This is a genomic window from Shouchella oshimensis (assembly GCF_002019765.1).
GTDB classification, from domain to species: Bacteria; Bacillota; Bacilli; order Bacillales; family Bacillaceae_D; genus Shouchella; species Shouchella oshimensis.
On the sequence record NZ_KV917380.1, the window covers coordinates 2,139,486 to 2,158,730 of the forward strand.

Here is a 19,245-nt window from a genome sequence, read left to right on the forward strand (position 1 = left end):
TACTGGGATTACTGGCGTTACGGGAGCTACAGGAGTAACGGGAGTAACAGGAGCTACGGGTGTTACTGGAGCCACTGGCGTTACAGGTGCCACTGGAGCTACTGGTCCTACAGGAGTTACAGGTGCCACCGGGGCTACTGGCGTTACTGGAACTACTGGGGCTACAGGAGTAACGGGAGTTACTGGAGCTACTGGCGTTACCGGAGCTACTGGAGCCACTGGTCCTACAGGAGCTACGGGAGTTACGGGTGCCACTGGGGTTACGGGAACTACTGGCGTTACTGGTCCTACAGGAGTTACAGGAGCCACTGGGGTTACTGGCGGTACGGGAGCTACTGGCGTTACCGGGGCTACTGGAGCTACGGGTGTTACTGGAGATACCGGAGCCACTGGGGTTACCGGGGCTACTGGAGCTACAGGAGTTACGGGAGTTACAGGCGTTACTGGAGCTACCGGTGTTACTGGAGCTACTGGTTCTACTGGCGTTACCGGAGCTACTGGAGTCACTGGTGTTACTGGAGATACCGGAGCCACTGGCGTTACAGGGGCTACAGGAGTTACAGGAGCTACAGGAGCTACAGGTCCTACTGGGGCTACAGGAGCTACAGGTCCTACTGGGGCTACAGGAGCTACAGGTCCTACTGGAGTAACGGGAATTACAGGTGCCACAGGCGTTACCGGTGTTACAGGTGCTACTGGCGTTACTGGTGCTACTGGAGCTACAGGAGTTACGGGAGTTACAGGCGTTACTGGAGCTACCGGTGTTACTGGAGCTACCGGAGTTACTGGTCCTACCGGAGCTACTGGCATTACAGGAGCTACCGGCGGTACTGGTGCTACGGGTGTTACTGGAGATACCAGAGCCACTGGCGTTACAGGGGCTACAGGCGTTACAGGAGCTACTGGAGCTACTGGTTCTACTGGCGTTACCGGGGCCACTGGCGTTACTGGAGTAACAGGTGCTACTGGAGCTACTGGTTCTACTGGCGTTACCGGGGCCACTGGCGTTACTGGAGTAACAGGTGCTACTGGAGCTACTGGTTCTACTGGCGTTACCGGGGCCACTGGCGTTACTGGAGTAACAGGTGCTACTGGAGCTACTGGTTCTACTGGCGTTACCGGGGCCACTGGCGTTACTGGAGTAACAGGTGCTACTGGAGCTACTGGTTCTACTGGCGTTACCGGGGCCACTGGCGTTACTGGAGTAACAGGTGCTACTGGAGCTACTGGTTCTACTGGCGTTACCGGGGCCACTGGCGTTACTGGAGTAACAGGTGCTACTGGAGCTACTGGTTCTACTGGCGTTACCGGGGCCACTGGCGTTACTGGAGTAACAGGTGCTACTGGAGCTACTGGTTCTACTGGCGTTACCGGGGCCACTGGCGTTACTGGAGTAACAGGTGCTACTGGAGCTACTGGTTCTACTGGCGTTACCGGGGCCACTGGCGTTACTGGAGTAACAGGTGCTACTGGAGCTACTGGTTCTACTGGCGTTACCGGGGCCACTGGCGTTACTGGAGTAACAGGTGCTACTGGAGCTACTGGTTCTACTGGCGTTACCGGGGCCACTGGCGTTACTGGAGTAACAGGTGCTACTGGAGCTACTGGTTCTACTGGCGTTACCGGGGCCACTGGCGTTACTGGAGTAACAGGTGCTACTGGAGCTACTGGTTCTACTGGCGTTACCGGGGCCACTGGCGTTACTGGAGTAACAGGTGCTACTGGAGCTACTGGTTCTACTGGCGTTACCGGGGCCACTGGCGTTACTGGAGTAACAGGTGCTACTGGAGCTACTGGTTCTACTGGCGTTACCGGGGCCACTGGCGTTACTGGAGTAACAGGTGCTACTGGAGCTACTGGTTCTACTGGCGTTACCGGGGCCACTGGCGTTACTGGAGTAACAGGTGCTACTGGAGCTACTGGTTCTACTGGCGTTACCGGGGCCACTGGCGTTACTGGAGTAACAGGTGCTACTGGAGCTACTGGTTCTACTGGCGTTACCGGGGCCACTGGCGTTACTGGAGTAACAGGTGCTACTGGAGCTACTGGTTCTACTGGCGTTACCGGGGCCACTGGCGTTACTGGAGTAACAGGTGCTACTGGAGCTACTGGTTCTACTGGCGTTACCGGGGCCACTGGCGTTACTGGAGTAACAGGTGCTACTGGAGCTACTGGTTCTACTGGCGTTACCGGGGCCACTGGCGTTACTGGAGTAACAGGTGCTACTGGAGCTACTGGTTCTACTGGCGTTACCGGGGCCACTGGCGTTACTGGAGTAACAGGTGCTACTGGAGCTACTGGTTCTACTGGCGTTACCGGGGCCACTGGCGTTACTGGAGTAACAGGTGCTACTGGAGCTACTGGTTCTACTGGCGTTACCGGGGCCACTGGCGTTACTGGAGTAACAGGTGCTACTGGAGCTACTGGTTCTACTGGCGTTACCGGGGCCACTGGCGTTACTGGAGTAACAGGTGCTACTGGAGCTACTGGTTCTACTGGCGTTACCGGGGCCACTGGCGTTACTGGAGTAACAGGTGCTACTGGAGCTACTGGTTCTACTGGCGTTACCGGGGCCACTGGCGTTACTGGAGTAACAGGTGCTACTGGAGCTACTGGTTCTACTGGCGTTACCGGGGCCACTGGCGTTACTGGAGTAACAGGTGCTACTGGAGCTACTGGTTCTACTGGCGTTACCGGGGCCACTGGCGTTACTGGAGTAACAGGTGCTACTGGAGCTACTGGTTCTACTGGCGTTACCGGGGCCACTGGCGTTACTGGAGTAACAGGTGCTACTGGAGCTACTGGTTCTACTGGCGTTACCGGGGCCACTGGCGTTACAGGAGCTACTGGAGTTACAGGGGCTACAGGGGCTACTGGTGTTACCGGAGTAACAGGTGCTACTGGCGTTACAGGTGCCACTGGAGCTACTGGTCCTACAGGAGTTACAGGTGCCACCGGGGCTACTGGCGTTACTGGAACTACTGGGGCTACAGGAGTAACGGGAGTTACTGGAGCGACTGGGATTACTGGCGTTACTGGAGCGACTGGGATTACTGGCGTTACTGGAGCTACTGGCGTTACTGGAACTACTGGTCCTACTGGGGCTACAGGAGCTACAGGTCCTACTGGAGTAACGGGAATTACAGGTGCCACAGGCGTTACCGGTGTTACTGGTGCTACTGGCGTTACTGGGGCTACCGGTGTTACTGGTGCTACTGGCGTTACTGGGGCTACCGGTGTTACTGGAGATACCGGAGTTACTGGAGATACCGGAGTTACTGGTCCTACCGGAGCTACTGGCATTACAGGAGCTACCGGCGTTACCGGTGCCACTGGCGTTACAGGAGTAACAGGTGCTACTGGAGCTACTGGTTCTACTGGTGTTACCGGAGCTACTGGTTCTACTGGTGTTACCGGAGCTACTGGTCCTACTGGTGTTACCGGAGTTACCGGAGCCACTGGCGTTACTGGAGTAACAGGTGCTACTGGAGCTACTGGTTCTACTGGCGTTACCGGTGCCACTGGCGTTACTGGAGTAACAGGTGCTACTGGTGTTACTGGAGCTACGGGAGTCACTGGTGCCACCGGGGCCACTGGTGTTACTGGTGTTACTGGAGTAACAGGGGATACTGGTCCAAATGTTTCATCATTCGGTTTTTCTGCTGTGAAAACCTCGGCGACGATTAATACTTCTGGTCAACTGAATGCATGGTCCACAGATAGCCCTTTCTATACTGGAACTGGATTCGATCCGGCAACTGGAAATTATACAGTTCCTGCTACTGGTAGGTATTCCATTAAATCGATTATTAATTATCGAACAACGGCTGCTTTAGCTGCTCAGATAGGAACAGGGGTTAATCCGGCTTTTACTATTCAAAGAATCACACCAAATCCGACAACGATTACTACAGGACTTATTCCAATACTTGACGTAAACATTCTACTGTTATTGACACTCCGAGTTATATTGGGAAGTGGTGAAGTCACCCTTGTTACAGATGTTCAACTCAATGCAGGTGATGTTTTAGGCGTGTTTTATGTTTCAAGTGGGTTGACTATAAATTTAAATATTGGTGCATTTGTACCTGCTGGAACCATTTGGTCGATACATCGTATTACGTAAAACACGTCAGTTCTGTAGTAATCAAAAATTAAAACCCGCAGTTTTTACGTAGCCCGTAATAAACTGTGGGTTTTCTATGATTATTAAAACTAAAAAGCACTCGCTTTAGAAAATAACGCTTATACAGAAAATGGTATCTACTTGCTGACACTGTTTTATTGAACTATGTAACCGCCATCAATAACCAATGTTTGGCCAGTTATCCCTTTCGCTGCTTCAGAGGAGAGATAAATCGCCATACTTGCGACTTCCTCGACTGTGATCAGCCGCTTCTGGGGAACAAGTGGATAAATAATGTCTTCTAATACGCTCTTTTCATCAACTTTGCGGGTATAGGCAAGATCTTTTAATTGGTCACGCACAAGAGGTGTATCAATGTATCCTGGAGCAATACAGTTAACAGTAATGTTGTATTCTGCAGATTCGAGGGCGGCTACTTTAGACAACCCAATAATACCGTGTTTAGCACTATTGTAGGCAGCTTTTCCGGCAAAGCCAATTATCCCATTAATAGAAGACATATTAATGATTCTTCCGTAACCTTGGTTTTTCATAATAGGCATGGCATGCTTTATAGCCATAAATGGTCCTACTAGCATAATGGAAAGGAGAAGCTGATACCGTTCTGTACTATAGTGTTCAAGAGGAGCAATGTGCTGCATGCCAGCATTGTTAACCAGTACATCTAATCGTCCACATTGATTTAAAGTGAATTCAATCATTTGCTTAATATCATCTTCTTTTGTCACATCGACAACGGTAGGGTGAGCTATGTAACCTTTAGCAATTAATTGAGAAGCTGCTTGCTTGACGCGTTGTTTGTCTCGATCAGCTAACACGACTTTTGATCCATTTGACGCAAAACTTTCAGCGAGTTGGAAGCCAATACCACTAGCTGCACCTGTAATTAACACAACTTGTTCACTATTCTTCATGTTTTTTCCCTCCTAATAAGCGGTTCATATACTACGTTTCTTGAAAATGGGATGACCTTCTTTAAATTCCATGCAATTTTTATGCCAATGTAATAGTTAACCGCTTAATTGTTAGCTGTATGATATACTTTTTGAGACACGTAACTAAGGAGAAGGGAAGAGAGAGATGGATCGTCAACCGTTAGCCACTTTACTAGAATGCAGTAGCGATCATGAATGGGCAGCTTTGCTTGTAGTACGTAATGACATATCGTTAATCGCTTCTAATACTGTTGCTGAAAAATTATTAGTGTGGAATGGCTTCAGAGAAAATAACCACTCTTCTTTTGAAAAAGAATGGATTCCCCTTTTATGCGCAACTATTGAACGATTGGGCAAAAATATAAACGTTCAAAAAGAAACAATGTTTATAAACGGAAAAGAAGGAATACTCTACAGTTTAAACGTCACAAAGAATGTAACCGCTTTAAATGAAGATACTCAAGAGCGCAAACTTCTTAATATGATTGAACATACATACGATGGGTTAGTAATGGTAGATAAAGATGGGTATGTACAGGTATTTTCAAAAGCATATGCCGATTTTATTGAGATCAATCAAGCTTCATCAATCGGAAAGCATGTAACAGAGGTCATCCCGAACACCCGCATGCACATAGTGGCAAAGTCAGGGGTAGAAGAGACCGCTCAACTACAAAAGGTGGGGAACAATTATATTATCGTGACTCGAACACCGATCTATCGGGACAAAAAGCTTGTTGGGGCAGTTGGAAAATTATTATTTAAGAACATTGGCCAATTTACGGCGCTTTTTCGTCGTTTAAACGCATTAGAGAAAGAAGTACGTAAATACAAAGGCGAATTCCAAGATCGAAACAAAGCATCTTATTCTTTTCAGCACTTGATTGGAGAAAGTAAAGCATTCATTGAGGTAATCGATGAAGCGAAGAAGGCTGCAAAAGGACAGGCTACCATTCTTTTACTAGGAGAAAGTGGAACAGGAAAAGAGCTTTTTGCTCACTCTATCCATCAGGCAAGTCCGAGATCTATGGGGGTCTTTGTAAAAGTAAATTGTGCTGCTATTCCGAACGATTTACTCGAAGCTGAGTTATTTGGGTATGAAGAAGGCTCATTTACAGGAGCGAAAAAAGGGGGAAAGCCAGGAAAGTTTGAAATGGCAGACGGTGGAACGATTTTTCTCGATGAAATTGGAGAGCTTCCCCTACATATGCAAGTAAAACTTCTTCGTGTACTTCAAGAAAGGGAAGTGGAACGTGTTGGTGGGTTAGCGACAAAATCAGTTGATGTAAGGATCATAGCCGCCACAAATCAATCACTTCAAACACTTGTAGAAAAAGGGAATTTTCGCCTTGATTTGTATTATCGTCTCAACGTAATTGAACTAAAAATACCTGCACTGCGTGATAGAAAGGCAGATATTGAACAACTTATTCACTTTCTACTAGCAAAATACGAAACAATAGTAGGTATAACGAGTAAAGGAATTGATTCTCAAACAATTACATTATTGAAAAAGTACCATTTTCCTGGAAATATTCGTGAATTAGAAAACATTGTGGAACGTGCGTTAACTTTGATGAACCCTGGGGATTGGCTTACACCAGCCTACCTACCAAAAGAATTGAAAAGAGAACAGGAACATGATGAGGACATTCAACCTTTAGCTATTCAGTTAGAAAAGGCGGAGAAAGAAGCGATTGAGCATAGCTTAATAAAAGCAAAAGGCAATAAGTCTGAAGCAGCTAACCAACTTGGCATTGGGCGAACAACTCTCTATGAAAAGCTTGCTAAACATCAATTATCGTAAGTTTTGAAACCGCTTTTCTCAAAGGAGAAGATCGGTTTTTTTAGTGTTCAACCGTTGTTTAGCTAATCGAACACTAATTGAATTGTACGGCCCGATCTGTTCGATTAATAGAACAGACCGTGAGAATGGATGCGGATTTACAAGCTCGCATTTGCTTATAACGTGGATTTAAAACAAGGGTGAATAGAAAAAAGTGTTGGCATGATTATTGCAAGAGCATGAGAAAGAGCTTATTTAATTTTGATAACGCTTTCATATCAATCAAAGAAAGGAGCTAGTTTTATGTTTATTGATATTGTCGCCATTTTACTTTCACTTGGTCTCCTCATTTTTTTAGCCTATAGAGGGTATCCTGTCATTATAATTGCGCCGCTTGTTACAATTTTAGCGGTTGTGTTATCGGGAGGGGCGTTATTACCGAGCTACACAGAAACATATATGACCAATGCGGCAAACTACATTAAAACCTTTTTTCCGATTTTCTTATTAGGAGCGGTTTTCGGTAAAATTATGGATATGACAGGGGCGGCAGCTTCAATTGCACACTCTATTGTTCGGTCTTTCGGTCAAAAGCGAGCGATTCTCGCAGTTGTCTTTGCATGTGCAGCATTGACATATGGAGGGGTCTCACTATTTGTTGTAGCTTTTGCCGTATATCCCTTTGCGGCTGCAATCTTTAAAGAAGCAGGTATACCAAAACGTTTAATACCTGCTTCCATTGCTCTAGGAGCATTTACGTTTACAATGGACTCTATGCCTGGAACGCCACAAATCCAAAATATTATTCCGACAAGCTATTTTGGAACAGATGCCTATGCGGCACCTCTCGTTGGCTTAACGTGCACTTTACTGATTTTAAGTGTAGGTATGTGGTGGTTAGAACGTCAACGTAAAAAAGCCCTTTTACAAGGGGAGGGTTATGGAAGTCATCATAAAAATGAACCAGAGCCAATTGATGAAAAAACACTACCTTCATTTTGGTTATCAATCATACCGCTCTTACTCGTCATTCTGTTTAACTTTATTTTTAGTCGAACTCCTTTATCTGTACGTAATTGGTATGATCCTACGATTTTAGAGAATACATATGGTATTGGTGACGTTGGAACGGTCGTTTCCAACTGGTCATTAATCATTGCACTTACGATAGGCATATTAGCTGCCATGCTTATCAATTTGAAAAAAATACGTTTGACTTTAGCGCAAGGGCTAACAACCGCAGCGACTGGCGCGTTGCTAGCAATCTTTAATACAGCATCAGAGGTTGGATTTGGGAATGTTGTAAGTAAGCTTCCTGGATTTAGTGCCATTTCAGAATGGGTCTTTCAAGCAAGCGGCAATCCCATCCTTTCAGAAACCATTGCGGTTAACGTACTTGCCGGTATTACAGGCTCAGCTTCTGGAGGATTATCCATTGCACTTGAGTTAATGGGTTCTTACTATTTGCAAGTAGCAGATACAATGGGGATAAGCCCAGAGTTATTGCACCGATTTGCATCTATGGCTTCAGGTGGTATGGATACATTGCCGCATAACGGAGCAGTTATTACATTGCTCGCCATTACAGGACTAACGCACCGGCAATCATATAAAGATATTTTCGTACTTACCATTTTTAAAACGGCTATTGTCTTTTTATTAGCGATCATTGTGTCTCTCTTTATTTAACAGCTGGTGAGTACGACCGGTTCGATTCAAATACTTCATTTCATAGTAAACCTATTCGCTAGTAACGATCGTTTTAAAACCGTGTAAAAACGTTTACAAACGCTACGAGACGGGTAGTGGGGGGATAGGAAGAGAATGGCTAGCAGTGTTTATTTGCATTAGAGGCGTTCATTAGTCATTGAGTTTGGAGTGATCATTATTGAACGAAGAGTACGATTACTAAACAATATTCCTTTTTATCTCAATGAAGATCATACTGGTAAGGTTTTTGAAGATGACGTCATTACGTACGTATGCAATAATAATGTAACGCTATTCATGGAGTATTATGTAGGAGCCACCTTTATGAATCGCTATAGACATAATGAGACGTATGCATTGGTCACATTATTAGAGCATTCCGTTCTAGTATATGAACTAATACAACTAACAGACCATCCGACTGCTGACGAAAAAGTATTGAAAGATCAATTGTTTCATGCTGTAAAATTAATTTATAAAATCGCGGAAACAAGACCAAGTGCTCCAGTTAAGTATTTGGAGAAGTTGATTATTTCAGACTATTATTGATCCATTTTTTACAGAGTGGTTTGTTAGAGCATACATATTAGCGTTTTAAAGGTTAATTGAGTTTCTGTGCAACGAAACGTAAACGCCAATAATCTGCTACCCAGCCGTTCTCTTCATACAATTGAGAGCGCAAAAGTCGTTCACATTCATGAAAAAGTGTCTTTTTTTCTTCACTAGTAAGATGCTTAAACAAGCTGTTACTAAACATATTTAGCCAGTTATACATGCCTTCTTCTCCTACTAACGGTGTAGGCCGAAAAAAATGGGTTATCTTTAATACATGAAAACCAACTTCCGTGAGATGTGCAGTCATTTCTTCTTTTGTAGGAAATACCCAAGGAAGTAGAGATCTTTCGTAAGGGATCGAAAGTGTTTTCGAAGCCTCTTCTAAAGCTAAGAGAATTGATTCAACGTTATTAGCACCACCAAGTTCAGCGATGAAACGTCCTTTTGGAAGTAAAGCATTGTAACTATTTTGCACCACTTGTCGCTGGTTCTTCATCCAATGAATCGCTGCATTTGAAAACACAGCATGAAATTGTGCCACAAATCGATCTTCCTCACCATCTTGTAAATGAAAGCGAATATGAGGGTACTTACCCCTTGCGGCTTCTATCATTGTTGGAGAGGAATCAATACCTGTCACAAGCGCACCAGCTTTTGAGATCTCGTTTGCTAAATCACCTGTTCCACAACCAATGTCCAATATGTTTTCTTCTTTTTTAGGATTGAGAATAGCTATTAAGTCCTCACCGTATTGGCTTACGTACTTGTGTTTATCATCGTAAAGAGTGGAATTCCATTTAGTCATTTTTTTCATCTCCTACACATGGTTTAATAAAGTCTACCATAGAAATCATCACTAGAAGAAGTATAGATGGTTCCTTACAAATAAAAGGGGCTGGGACATAATGAAAAGTCGTATTTGAAAAGACGAATAGTCTAAACTATGCTGAGTAGCACCGCTACAGGAGAATCCTTCCGCTCATTTTCATATAAAACAAACGACGAACGTTCCTATTTTCAGGAATGTTCGTCGTTTTGGTCTGTCGATCTACTTTTGTCCCAGCCTCTTCCTATATTACTTTCATTAACTCTTTTGTCCCCCGATTAATGTCTTCAATTTCAACTAAGAGACTCCGATAGTCAGAAAGAGAATGTTCTAATTGCGTTTGATTTTTCGTCGAACGCTCTATAATGCCCATTGTTCCTTTCGAAATACTTTTTATTTCTTTTGTTGTGTTGAATAGATTCGTGCGAATGTCTTGAATGGAATGATCAATTTGCTTTGATAATTTACGAATTTCATCTGCAATAACGGTAAAACCTCTACCGTATTCTTTAGCATGGGCTGCTTCAATGGCCGCATTAAAAGAGAGTACATTCGTCTGTACCGCAAATTCTTCAATCATAGAAGAAATTTTGTTAATCACGTTTGCTTTTTCTTCTAATGCCTGCAATGTCTTCCCCATATTTGTTAACAGAGCGACTGTTTCTTGCATATCGTCTAGAATAAGCTCATTGCTTGCAATCATTCTCTCAGCATTATCGTTCATAGTTTCTGTATTTTTTCCTAGACTTTCGGCAAATCGTTCGATGCCTTGTTGACGATTTGTGATGTCTGTTGCAAATTTCATCACGCTTTGAACCTCTCCATTTTCAATAATTGGCATGTAGGTTGCTTCTAACCATAGACCTTCGCCATTCGCATGACGTCTTAAAATTTTATCTTGAAAGCTTTGTCCGTTTAATAGACTTTCCCAAAAATCATTGTATGCTGGGCTTTGTACAAAGTCTGTAAAACAGAATTCGCGATGTGCTTTTCCCTCCATCGTATTCGCTTTATAACCCATCGTATCGGCAAACAATTGGTTTGCATACAACACTTTTCGATTGGTATCAAACTGAATGATGGCTAGGTTATTTAAAAGGGTAGTCATTAACGTGTCGTTGGTATGATTCATTAGCGAACATTATCTCCTCAGAAGTATCTATTTTAAGTCTTATATACCCCGTCTAAAGTATTGAAAACCAATATTTTTATAGCATGGTAAACCAAATCAAAAAGCTTGTCGCTTTTCTCTCTTATAAATCTGAATTAATTGTTGGACTAACCCTTTCTTTTGTTTACAATGTTAGTAGAAAAGTAAAAAGGGTTTAAGAGGAGAACAACATGAAACCAAAAATAAGTGATGTAGCGCATGCGGCGGGAGTGTCACCAACAACTGTTTCTCGTGTATTAAACAATCGCGGCTATATTAGTGAAGATACAAAGAAAAAAGTGTATAAAGCGATGGATGCTTTAAATTATATACCAAATGACCTCGCTCGTTCCCTTTATAACAAACGTTCTAACATTATAGGAGTAATTGTACCAACAACTAGCAATCCTTTTTATGGTGAGCTAGCTGCTAAAATTGAGCATCACTGTGCGGAAAAAGGATTAAAGGTCTTGCTATGTAACAGCTTATTTAACGTGGAAAAAGAACGAAACTATTGGGAGATGCTCCGACGCAACCAAGTAGATGGTGTTATTGTCTGCACCTATAATCGCGGTTTAATTGATTATGATGACCACCATTTACCCATTGTCGCGTTTGATCATTATTTATCAAAACGCATCCCTGTTGTCAGTTCTACTAATTATGAAGGTGGCGTACTTGCAACGAACCATTTAGTACAAACCGGTTGTCAAAAGATTGTCCACATAAATGGTCCAATAGATCTTGAAACACCAGCGAACCTTCGTAGAAAAGCATATGAAGATGTGATGAAGAAACAAGGCTTGCCTGTACTTACATATGAAATTAAACCAATCTTAAAGCAAGAAGCGACAGCAAAAGCAGTTGCTCAAATTTTCGATGAACAGCAAGACATGGATGGTGTATTTGCAAGCGACGACAGTATTGCTTTAGCTGTTATTCGCGAAGCAAGAGAAAGAGGCGTCCTTGTTCCAGATAACTTGAAAGTAATTGGTTACGATGGAAGTGAATTTGTAAGAGAAATTGCTCCAGAATTAACAACCATTCAGCAGCCGATAAACCAAATGGCAGAGACAGCTGTTAACCACTTGCTACATCAAATTGAAGGCACTACCCCAATACCAAATCAAGAACTTGTACATCATGTTTTATTACGAAAAGGAACAAGTGCATAATAAATAGGAAGGCTGCTTAACGTGGTTTTCTTTTTTATTTTATATGAAACCGGTTGACATATGAAACCGGTTGACATAAAATCGATTTATGAAAACGCTATTATAAATATCGAAAGGTGGGAGTGAGGTGGCAACGTATGAAAAGCAGCATCGTATCGTTTCTATTAAGAGCACAAAACCACAGTTACATAAGCGAATGCTTCGGAATTGGCAACTTTATTTACTGCTGACACCGACGCTGTTCTATTTCTTAGTATTTAAGTATTATCCAATGTACGGGTTGCAAATCGCGTTTAAAGATTATTTACCAAGCTTAGGGATTTGGGGAAGCGAGTGGGTAGGTTGGGATCACTTTGTACGATTCTTTCAATCTTATCAATTTTGGGAAATCATAGAAAACACTCTTCTGTTGAGTGTATATGAATTAGCAGTTGGCTTCCCATTGCCAATCATTCTTGCTCTGATGTTAAACATGCTCATTAGCACAAAATACCGACGCTTTATTCAGACAATTGTCTATGCCCCTCATTTTATCTCTGTTGTCGTTTTAGTTGGTATCCTCTTTGTTTTTTTGTCACCTTCGAGTGGGTTAATAAATCACCTTATTGTTCTTTTTGGTGGAGAACCGATCAATTTCATGGCTAGTCCAGAATGGTTTAAAACGCTTTATGTTTTTTCAGGAGTATGGCAAGGAACGGGGTTTGCAGCCATTATTTATCTCGCTGCACTTGCAGGGGTTGACCCATCGTTGCATGAAGCAGCAGTCATGGATGGCGCAAGTAAGTTTAAGCGTGTGCTCCACATTGATATACCCGCAATTATGCCTGTATCGATTATCATGCTCATTCTGGCTCTTGGAAATCTCATGAATCTTGGCTTTGAAAAAGCATTATTGATGCAAACGCCTTTAAATAAAGAATCCTCAAATATTATTGCCACCTATGTCTATGAAGTCGGTATTCAGCAAGCACAATATAGCTTTGGTACAGCAGTCGGTTTGTTTAATTCTGTCATTAATTTAATATTACTAGTTACCGTAAATCAAATTGCCCGTAAGGTATCAGAAAATAGCCTATGGTAGAGAGGAGCTGAATGAGATGAATTCACTAAATCGAACAAAGGGAGACAAAGCATTTGATGCGGTCAATGTGACGCTATTAACAATTGGCTGCTTACTTGTTTTGTATCCGCTCTATTTTATCTTGATTGCTTCTATTAGCGACCCAAACCGAATTTTTGCTGGAGACGTACTGTTTTTGCCTAAGGGTATTACATTCGATGGCTATGGGCGTATTTTTAGTGATCCAGGTATTTGGAATGGATTTAAGAATACGTTCCTCTACTCATCACTTGGAACCACTATTAGTGTGACGCTAACAATAACGGCTGGTTACGCCCTTTCTCGGACAGATTTAGTTGGACGTAACGTTATAATGATTTTTCTACTTATTACGCTTTTTTTCCATGGAGGCATGATTCCAACATACTTAGTTGTCCGTGACCTTGGAATGGTTAACACCATTTGGGCGATGGTTATTCCGAATGCAGTGGGACTATGGAATGTTATTATTTGCAGAACGTTTTTCCAAACCTCTATTCCTAAAGACATGTTAGAAGCGGCACAAATTGATGGATGCAATGATTTGAAATTTTTTTCGAAAATTGTAGTTCCCCTTTCAAAACCTATAATTGCCGTAATGGTGCTCTTCCACGTTGTGACGCACTGGAACTCATTTTTTGATGCGCTAATTTATTTAAACAATGACTCACTTTATCCACTGCAATTAATTTTACGTAACTTGCTTATTCAAAGTGAAGTCTCTAGTCAAATGATTGGCGATATTGAGTCTAATCAGGCGCAGTTAGCTGTAGCAGAACAAATTAAATACGGTGTTATTGTCGTGTCATCCATTCCACTTTTACTTTTATATCCATTTTTACAAAAGTATTTTGTGAAAGGTGTCATGATTGGTTCGATAAAGGGTTGATAAAAGGGGGATAAGAAGATGAAAAACAGGATTAGCTTCACATGTGTAGCAACACTTGCGTTAGTAGCTTGTAATGGTAGTGAAACGACAGGAGACGAGAATAAGAATGCAGAGCGTGTGGATTTTCACGAAGAGGGGTTGCCGCTAGTAGACGATGGAGTAGATGTTTCCTTAACCTTTGTTTCACCAAAATCTACACTCGCACCAGACTTTGATGAGATGAGGATCTTTCAGCGATTAGAAGAAGAGACGAATGTGACGATAAACTGGAATAACATTCCGGGTGATGGCTATGTGGAACGAAAGAATTTAATGCTTGCCAGTAATGATTTGCCAGATGCCTTCTACAACGCTGGCTTTAGTGATTATGACCTCGTTCGATACGGTAGGGACGGAGCCATCATTCCGTTAGAAGGACTCATTGAAGAGTATGCACCAAACTTGCAATCGATTTTAGATGCTCGCCCTGAATTACTTGCTGTTTTAACTGCTCCAGACGGTCATATTTACTCATTGCCAAGGGTAGAAGAAATGGGTCTCGTTCCATTCGCTAATTTTACCGTGATTAATCAAGCGTGGTTAGATAAAGTTGGCCTCGACCAACCTGATACGTTGGATGAATTAAAAGAAGCTTTACGGGCTTTTCGAGAACAAGACGTGAACGGCAGCGGTTCGACTGATGAAGTGTTAAGCTTAACACCAAATGATGGCTTTCAAGGTTACTTAGGCGACTTTTTTGCAGCTTTCGGTCTTCCTGATAATCCGAATAAGCTTGTTGTCAAAGACCAAGAGGTCATATTTACTGCTATTCAAGAAGAGTACAAGGAAGCCATCGTTTATTTTCATGAATGGTTTAAAGAAGGTCTCATCGATCAGGAAGTTTTCACTCAAGATACTGGCCAATTTCTCGCTAAGGGAAAACAAGATCCAAATCCACTTGGCGCTTTCTTATTCTGGGAAATTGAATCCGTTGTGGGTCTTGATCGTGCAGATGATTACACTCTACTTGGGCCGCTAGAAGGCCCTAATGGACATCGGATGTATGGTCGATCGAACCATCAAGAGCATCATCGAAGTGCCTTTGTTATGACATCTGCAAATGAAAATCCAGAACTAACGATGCGCTGGGTTGATCAACTTTATGATCCAACGTTGTCTGCCCAAATTAATTGGGGTCCAATTGGTGACATTTATGAAGAAGATGAAAATGGCATGCTTGTAAACATCGATTTGCCAGAAGGAACGACGATGGGAGAATACCGAGAGCGGGTAGCACCAATGGGTCCATCTGTCGTTTTGGAAGAACACTTTGGCACCATAGTCGATATGGAACCACGAGCCAAGCAACGTTTAAAAGATATTGAGAGTTATTATAGTGAGTACATTTGGGAAGAAAATTATCCAAATGTATTTATGACGGAGGAAGAGTTGGATCGATTAAATTACATTGAAACCGATATTATGGACTTAGTGAATCGGAATTATGCCCGCTGGCTAATGGAGGGTGGCGTAGAAGATGAGTGGGATGCGTATGTAAATCAACTTAACGAAATGGGACTTGAAGAAGTAATGTCTATTCGACAAGAGGCATTCAATCGATTCCATCGTCAAGTTCCTGATTGAGAGGGGAATTTATGCGTCTACTAACACTTATCATTTCCCTCGTTTTTCTCGCTAGCTGTAAAGTGAATGGAGAGGAGGTGGATACAATGATTCATCCATTAAGTGATGACAAAACATATTATACAGAGCCTTACCGTCCACAGTTTCATTTCTCGTCTCCAACTGGAAATTTAGCTGACCCCAACGGACTCGTTTATTATGAAGGAGAATATCATTTGTTCCATCAAAAGAATGGGACGTGGGCACATGCAATAAGTAGCGATTTACTTCATTGGAACCATATGCCAATTGCATTAGAGCACGATGAACTTGGTCAGGCGCTTTCCGGAAGTGTCGTTGTTGATGAAGAAGATTCTTCTGGCTTGTTTGAAGGAAAAGCCGGACTTGTTGCTCTATATACGAATACAGAGGGCGGAGAAGCTCAGTCTATTGCGTACAGTCAAGATAATGGTCGAACGTGGGAGCGCTATGGTGAAAATCCGGTCATTCAAAACCCAGGTATAAAAGATTTTCGAGACCCGAAAGTGTTCTGGCACAACGAAACGTCACAATGGGTGATGGTCGTGTCTACAGATAAGTCCGTTACGTTTTATCAATCACAAAATTTAATTGATTGGACGTACGCCAGTCGCTTTGGTGATGGTGAAGGCTCCCATGTAGCTGTTTGGGAGTGCCCGGATCTTTTTCGCTTACCTGTAGATGGAAATACCGAAAATGAGAAATGGGTACTTCATGTGAGTGTCGGTGATAACGAAGAAACAAATGGTTCAACAGCTCAGTATTTTATTGGTGAATTTGATGGCACTACATTTACAAACGATCATGATCCAGAAGAGGTGCTGATTACAGACTATGGCCAAGATTTTTATGCGGCACAAACATTTTCAAATACAGAAAACGATAAAGTGATTTGGCTTGGATGGATGGCAAATTGGCGCTATCCGTATCAATCACCTACTGATCCTTGGATGGGTGCCATGTCCATTCCAAGAGAATTAAGTTTAGTTACAAATGATCAAGGGGAGGTTCGCCTTTTTCAACATCCGATTCATTGGCTAGATGATCTATCAGCTAAACAGGAGCCGCTTCAAACATTCCATGTGAGTGAGGAGAAAGCTTTACCATTAAAGGTCTCAGGTACAACCTATCGGTATGAAGCAACCGTTAGATGGGATGAATTGACTGAGTTTGGCGTGCGACTAAGACATGGAGATGGAATGGAGTCACTTATCGGTTTTGATGCAGCGTACGATAAACTATTTCTTGATCGAACAAATGCTGGATTAGAAACGATTGTTGATCGTCATGGTGAGCCGTTTCCATTTGGTAGACGTTATGAAACGGATTATAGAGCGAGCAGAGGAGAATTGAAACTCACCGCATTAGTTGATGAATCCTCTATTGAGTTATTCATAAATGATGGTGAACTTGTTTTTACATCTCTTATCTACACAGATCCTACGAATGATGGGATTGAGTGGTATGCTGATGGGGGTACCATCCATGTATCTGATTCTACTTTTACGTATTTTCATAATGTCTGGAGACAACCAGTAGAAGAAGGAGCATTTGAGCGACTTGTGACCAACGTGAATCAAGCTCGTTTGAAAGTAGGAGAGTATTTGCCCCTCTCTGCTGCTCACAAGCCTGATTACGAAGAGGCTAGCGGTGAAACCTTAAACTGGAAAAGCTTAGATAGTAACATCGTCGACATTCGTAATGAAACCGATGGAGGGGTAGTCATTAAAGCTCTAAACGAAGGCGTTACAGAGATTGTTGTAACAAACGAATCACAAGGACTAGAAAAAACAATCCGACTTTTTATTACCAAATAGGAGGACCTGTCATTTGAAGCATGTTAAAGAATTAAAAAGCCACGCTGACCGCGTAAAAGAAGCTACAGAGTTTGTTCATACAAGAGATTTATCACAAGCAACCTATCGACTGGGATACCATCTGATGGCACCATCAGGTTGGATGAATGACCCAAACGGACTTATTTATTTTAACAATCAATACCATGCGTTTTATCAGCATCACCCTTATGACCCGACGCATGGTCCGATGCATTGGGGTCATGCTATAAGTGATGACTTAGTTAACTGGAACCATTTACCAATTGCCCTTGCTCCAGGAGATAGGTACGACCAAAGTGGTTGTTTTTCCGGTAGTGCAGTTGATGACAACGGTGTTCTTACCTTACTATATACTGGCCACAATGTGATAAACAGAGAAAGAGATACATTTTATCAAAATCAAAATGTGGCTCGTAGTATTGACGGAATTCATTTTGAAAAAAGCAGCCAAAACCCTGTTATTCCAAGTCAACCTGAAGGTATGCAACACCATTTTCGAGACCCAAAAGTATGGAAAGAAAACGGAAGCTGGAAGATGGTTGTCGGTTCAACAGAAGATGAGCGTGGTCAAGTGTTACTCTATCAATCTGATCAATTAGAAACCTGGTCGTATGAAGGAGTATTAGCGAAGCATAACGGTGGAAATGAAGGCTATATGTGGGAATGTCCAGATTTCTTCCCACTAGGTGATGAGCATGTTCTATTGCTTTCACCACAAGGAATTCAAACAGAAGGCGACCGATATCAGAACCACCATCAAACTGGATATTTCGTTGGTCATTACAAAAAAAATCAATTTGAAAGAGGACCATTTAAAGAACTTGATTACGGACACGATTTTTATGCTGTGCAAACGTTTCTAGATGGGAAAAACAGAAGAATAGCGATAGGCTGGATGGACATGTGGGAATCACCTATGCCAAGTCAAAAGGAAGGCTGGGCTGGTGCATTTACACTTCCGAGGGAGTTACTGTTAATAAACGGGCATCTTTATATGAAGCCAGTAGATGAATTAGTGGCATTACGAGAGACAGAAATCAAACTTCCGTCTAGAAACATTGCCAACTCTTGGTCACTTCCTCTACAAGGGCAGAAAATCGAACTAGTACTTGCCATTAACCTTTCGCAAACCAATGCAAAAGGGTTTGGATTGAAGCTTGCCCAAGCAGAGGACGGAAGTGAAGAAACAGTCCTTTTCTTTAATGCTGAGACAAAGACTGTGACTCTTGATCGTTCACGAGCTGGGGAAGGTGTTACAGGAAAAAGAACAGCACCGATTTCGTGGAATGATCAGCTGCACATACAACTCTTTTTAGACCGCTCTTCTATCGAAGTTTTTCTCAATGATGGAGAGACGGTCCTCACTAGTCGGATCTATCCGAGAGAGACAAGTAGAGGGGCTGAATTATTTACACTTAATGGTGACGTCCAGCTTGAAGATAGTGTAGGCTATGTATTAAAAACTGTCATCGTGTAAGTAAAGTAGCAAAGCGG

At 42.7% G+C, this 19,245-nt stretch carries 13 protein-coding genes; 10 read left to right on the forward strand and 3 right to left on the reverse strand.

Annotation, left to right across the window (positions count from 1 at the left end; genetic code table 11):
- A partial coding sequence (locus BK583_RS10795) for a beta strand repeat-containing protein (protein WP_169836833.1) occupies window positions 1–4,126 on the forward strand: 4,126 nt, incomplete at its 5' end.
- 155 nt (window positions 4,127–4,281) lie between these two features.
- On the opposite strand, the gene BK583_RS10800 is transcribed toward BK583_RS10795, so the two are convergent.
- A complete protein-coding gene (locus BK583_RS10800) occupies window positions 4,282–5,061 on the reverse strand; it encodes a 3-hydroxybutyrate dehydrogenase (protein ID WP_055735293.1) in 780 nt (259 codons plus the stop codon).
- 166 nt (window positions 5,062–5,227) lie between these two features.
- On the opposite strand from BK583_RS10800, the gene BK583_RS10805 reads away from it, so the two are divergent.
- The 3 genes from BK583_RS10805 to BK583_RS10815 all read left to right on the forward strand — a co-directional run bounded on the left by BK583_RS10805 (window position 5,228) and on the right by BK583_RS10815 (window position 9,127).
- Window positions 5,228–6,889, forward strand: a complete 1,662-nt coding sequence (locus BK583_RS10805) for a sigma-54 interaction domain-containing protein (protein ID WP_201785148.1) — start codon at window positions 5,228–5,230, stop codon at window positions 6,887–6,889.
- 282 nt (window positions 6,890–7,171) lie between these two features.
- Window positions 7,172–8,557, forward strand: a complete 1,386-nt coding sequence (locus tag BK583_RS10810) for a GntP family permease (protein WP_055735292.1) — start codon at window positions 7,172–7,174, stop codon at window positions 8,555–8,557.
- A 345-nt stretch (window positions 8,558–8,902) separates the two neighbouring features.
- A complete protein-coding gene (locus tag BK583_RS10815; protein WP_038479872.1) occupies window positions 8,903–9,127 on the forward strand; it encodes a hypothetical protein in 225 nt (74 codons plus the stop codon).
- A gap of 52 nt (window positions 9,128–9,179) precedes the next feature.
- Here BK583_RS10815 and BK583_RS10820 read toward each other — a convergent pair whose 3' ends face one another.
- Both BK583_RS10820 and BK583_RS10825 read right to left on the reverse strand, forming a co-directional pair.
- Window positions 9,180–9,938, reverse strand: a complete 759-nt coding sequence (locus BK583_RS10820; protein WP_160319265.1) for a class I SAM-dependent methyltransferase — start codon at window positions 9,936–9,938, stop codon at window positions 9,180–9,182.
- A gap of 265 nt (window positions 9,939–10,203) precedes the next feature.
- On the reverse strand, window positions 10,204–11,091 hold the full coding sequence (locus BK583_RS10825; RefSeq protein WP_055735289.1) for a methyl-accepting chemotaxis protein: 888 nt from the start codon (window positions 11,089–11,091) through the stop codon (window positions 10,204–10,206).
- A gap of 209 nt (window positions 11,092–11,300) precedes the next feature.
- Between BK583_RS10825 and BK583_RS10830 the strand changes: the two genes are divergently transcribed.
- The 6 genes from BK583_RS10830 (at window position 11,301) to BK583_RS10855 (ending at window position 19,228) form a co-directional block, all read left to right on the forward strand.
- Complete coding sequence (locus BK583_RS10830) at window positions 11,301–12,284, forward strand: LacI family DNA-binding transcriptional regulator (protein ID WP_038479864.1); 984 nt, start codon at window positions 11,301–11,303, stop codon at window positions 12,282–12,284.
- Window positions 12,285–12,480: 196 nt separating this feature from the next.
- Complete coding sequence (locus tag BK583_RS10835; protein ID WP_078440312.1) at window positions 12,481–13,365, forward strand: ABC transporter permease; 885 nt, start codon at window positions 12,481–12,483, stop codon at window positions 13,363–13,365.
- Window positions 13,366–13,381: 16 nt separating this feature from the next.
- Window positions 13,382–14,272 carry a carbohydrate ABC transporter permease gene (locus BK583_RS10840; protein ID WP_055735287.1) on the forward strand — a complete coding sequence of 297 codons (891 nt, stop codon included), beginning with the start codon at window positions 13,382–13,384 and terminating at the stop codon, window positions 14,270–14,272.
- An 18-nt stretch (window positions 14,273–14,290) separates the two neighbouring features.
- Complete coding sequence (locus BK583_RS10845; RefSeq protein WP_055735286.1) at window positions 14,291–15,895, forward strand: ABC transporter substrate-binding protein; 1,605 nt, start codon at window positions 14,291–14,293, stop codon at window positions 15,893–15,895.
- 86 nt (window positions 15,896–15,981) lie between these two features.
- Window positions 15,982–17,730, forward strand: a complete 1,749-nt coding sequence (locus tag BK583_RS10850) for a glycoside hydrolase family 32 protein (RefSeq protein WP_236702333.1) — start codon at window positions 15,982–15,984, stop codon at window positions 17,728–17,730.
- A gap of 13 nt (window positions 17,731–17,743) precedes the next feature.
- On the forward strand, window positions 17,744–19,228 hold the full coding sequence (locus BK583_RS10855) for a glycoside hydrolase family 32 protein (protein ID WP_055735284.1): 1,485 nt from the start codon (window positions 17,744–17,746) through the stop codon (window positions 19,226–19,228).
- Window positions 19,229–19,245: the final 17 nt, after the last annotated feature.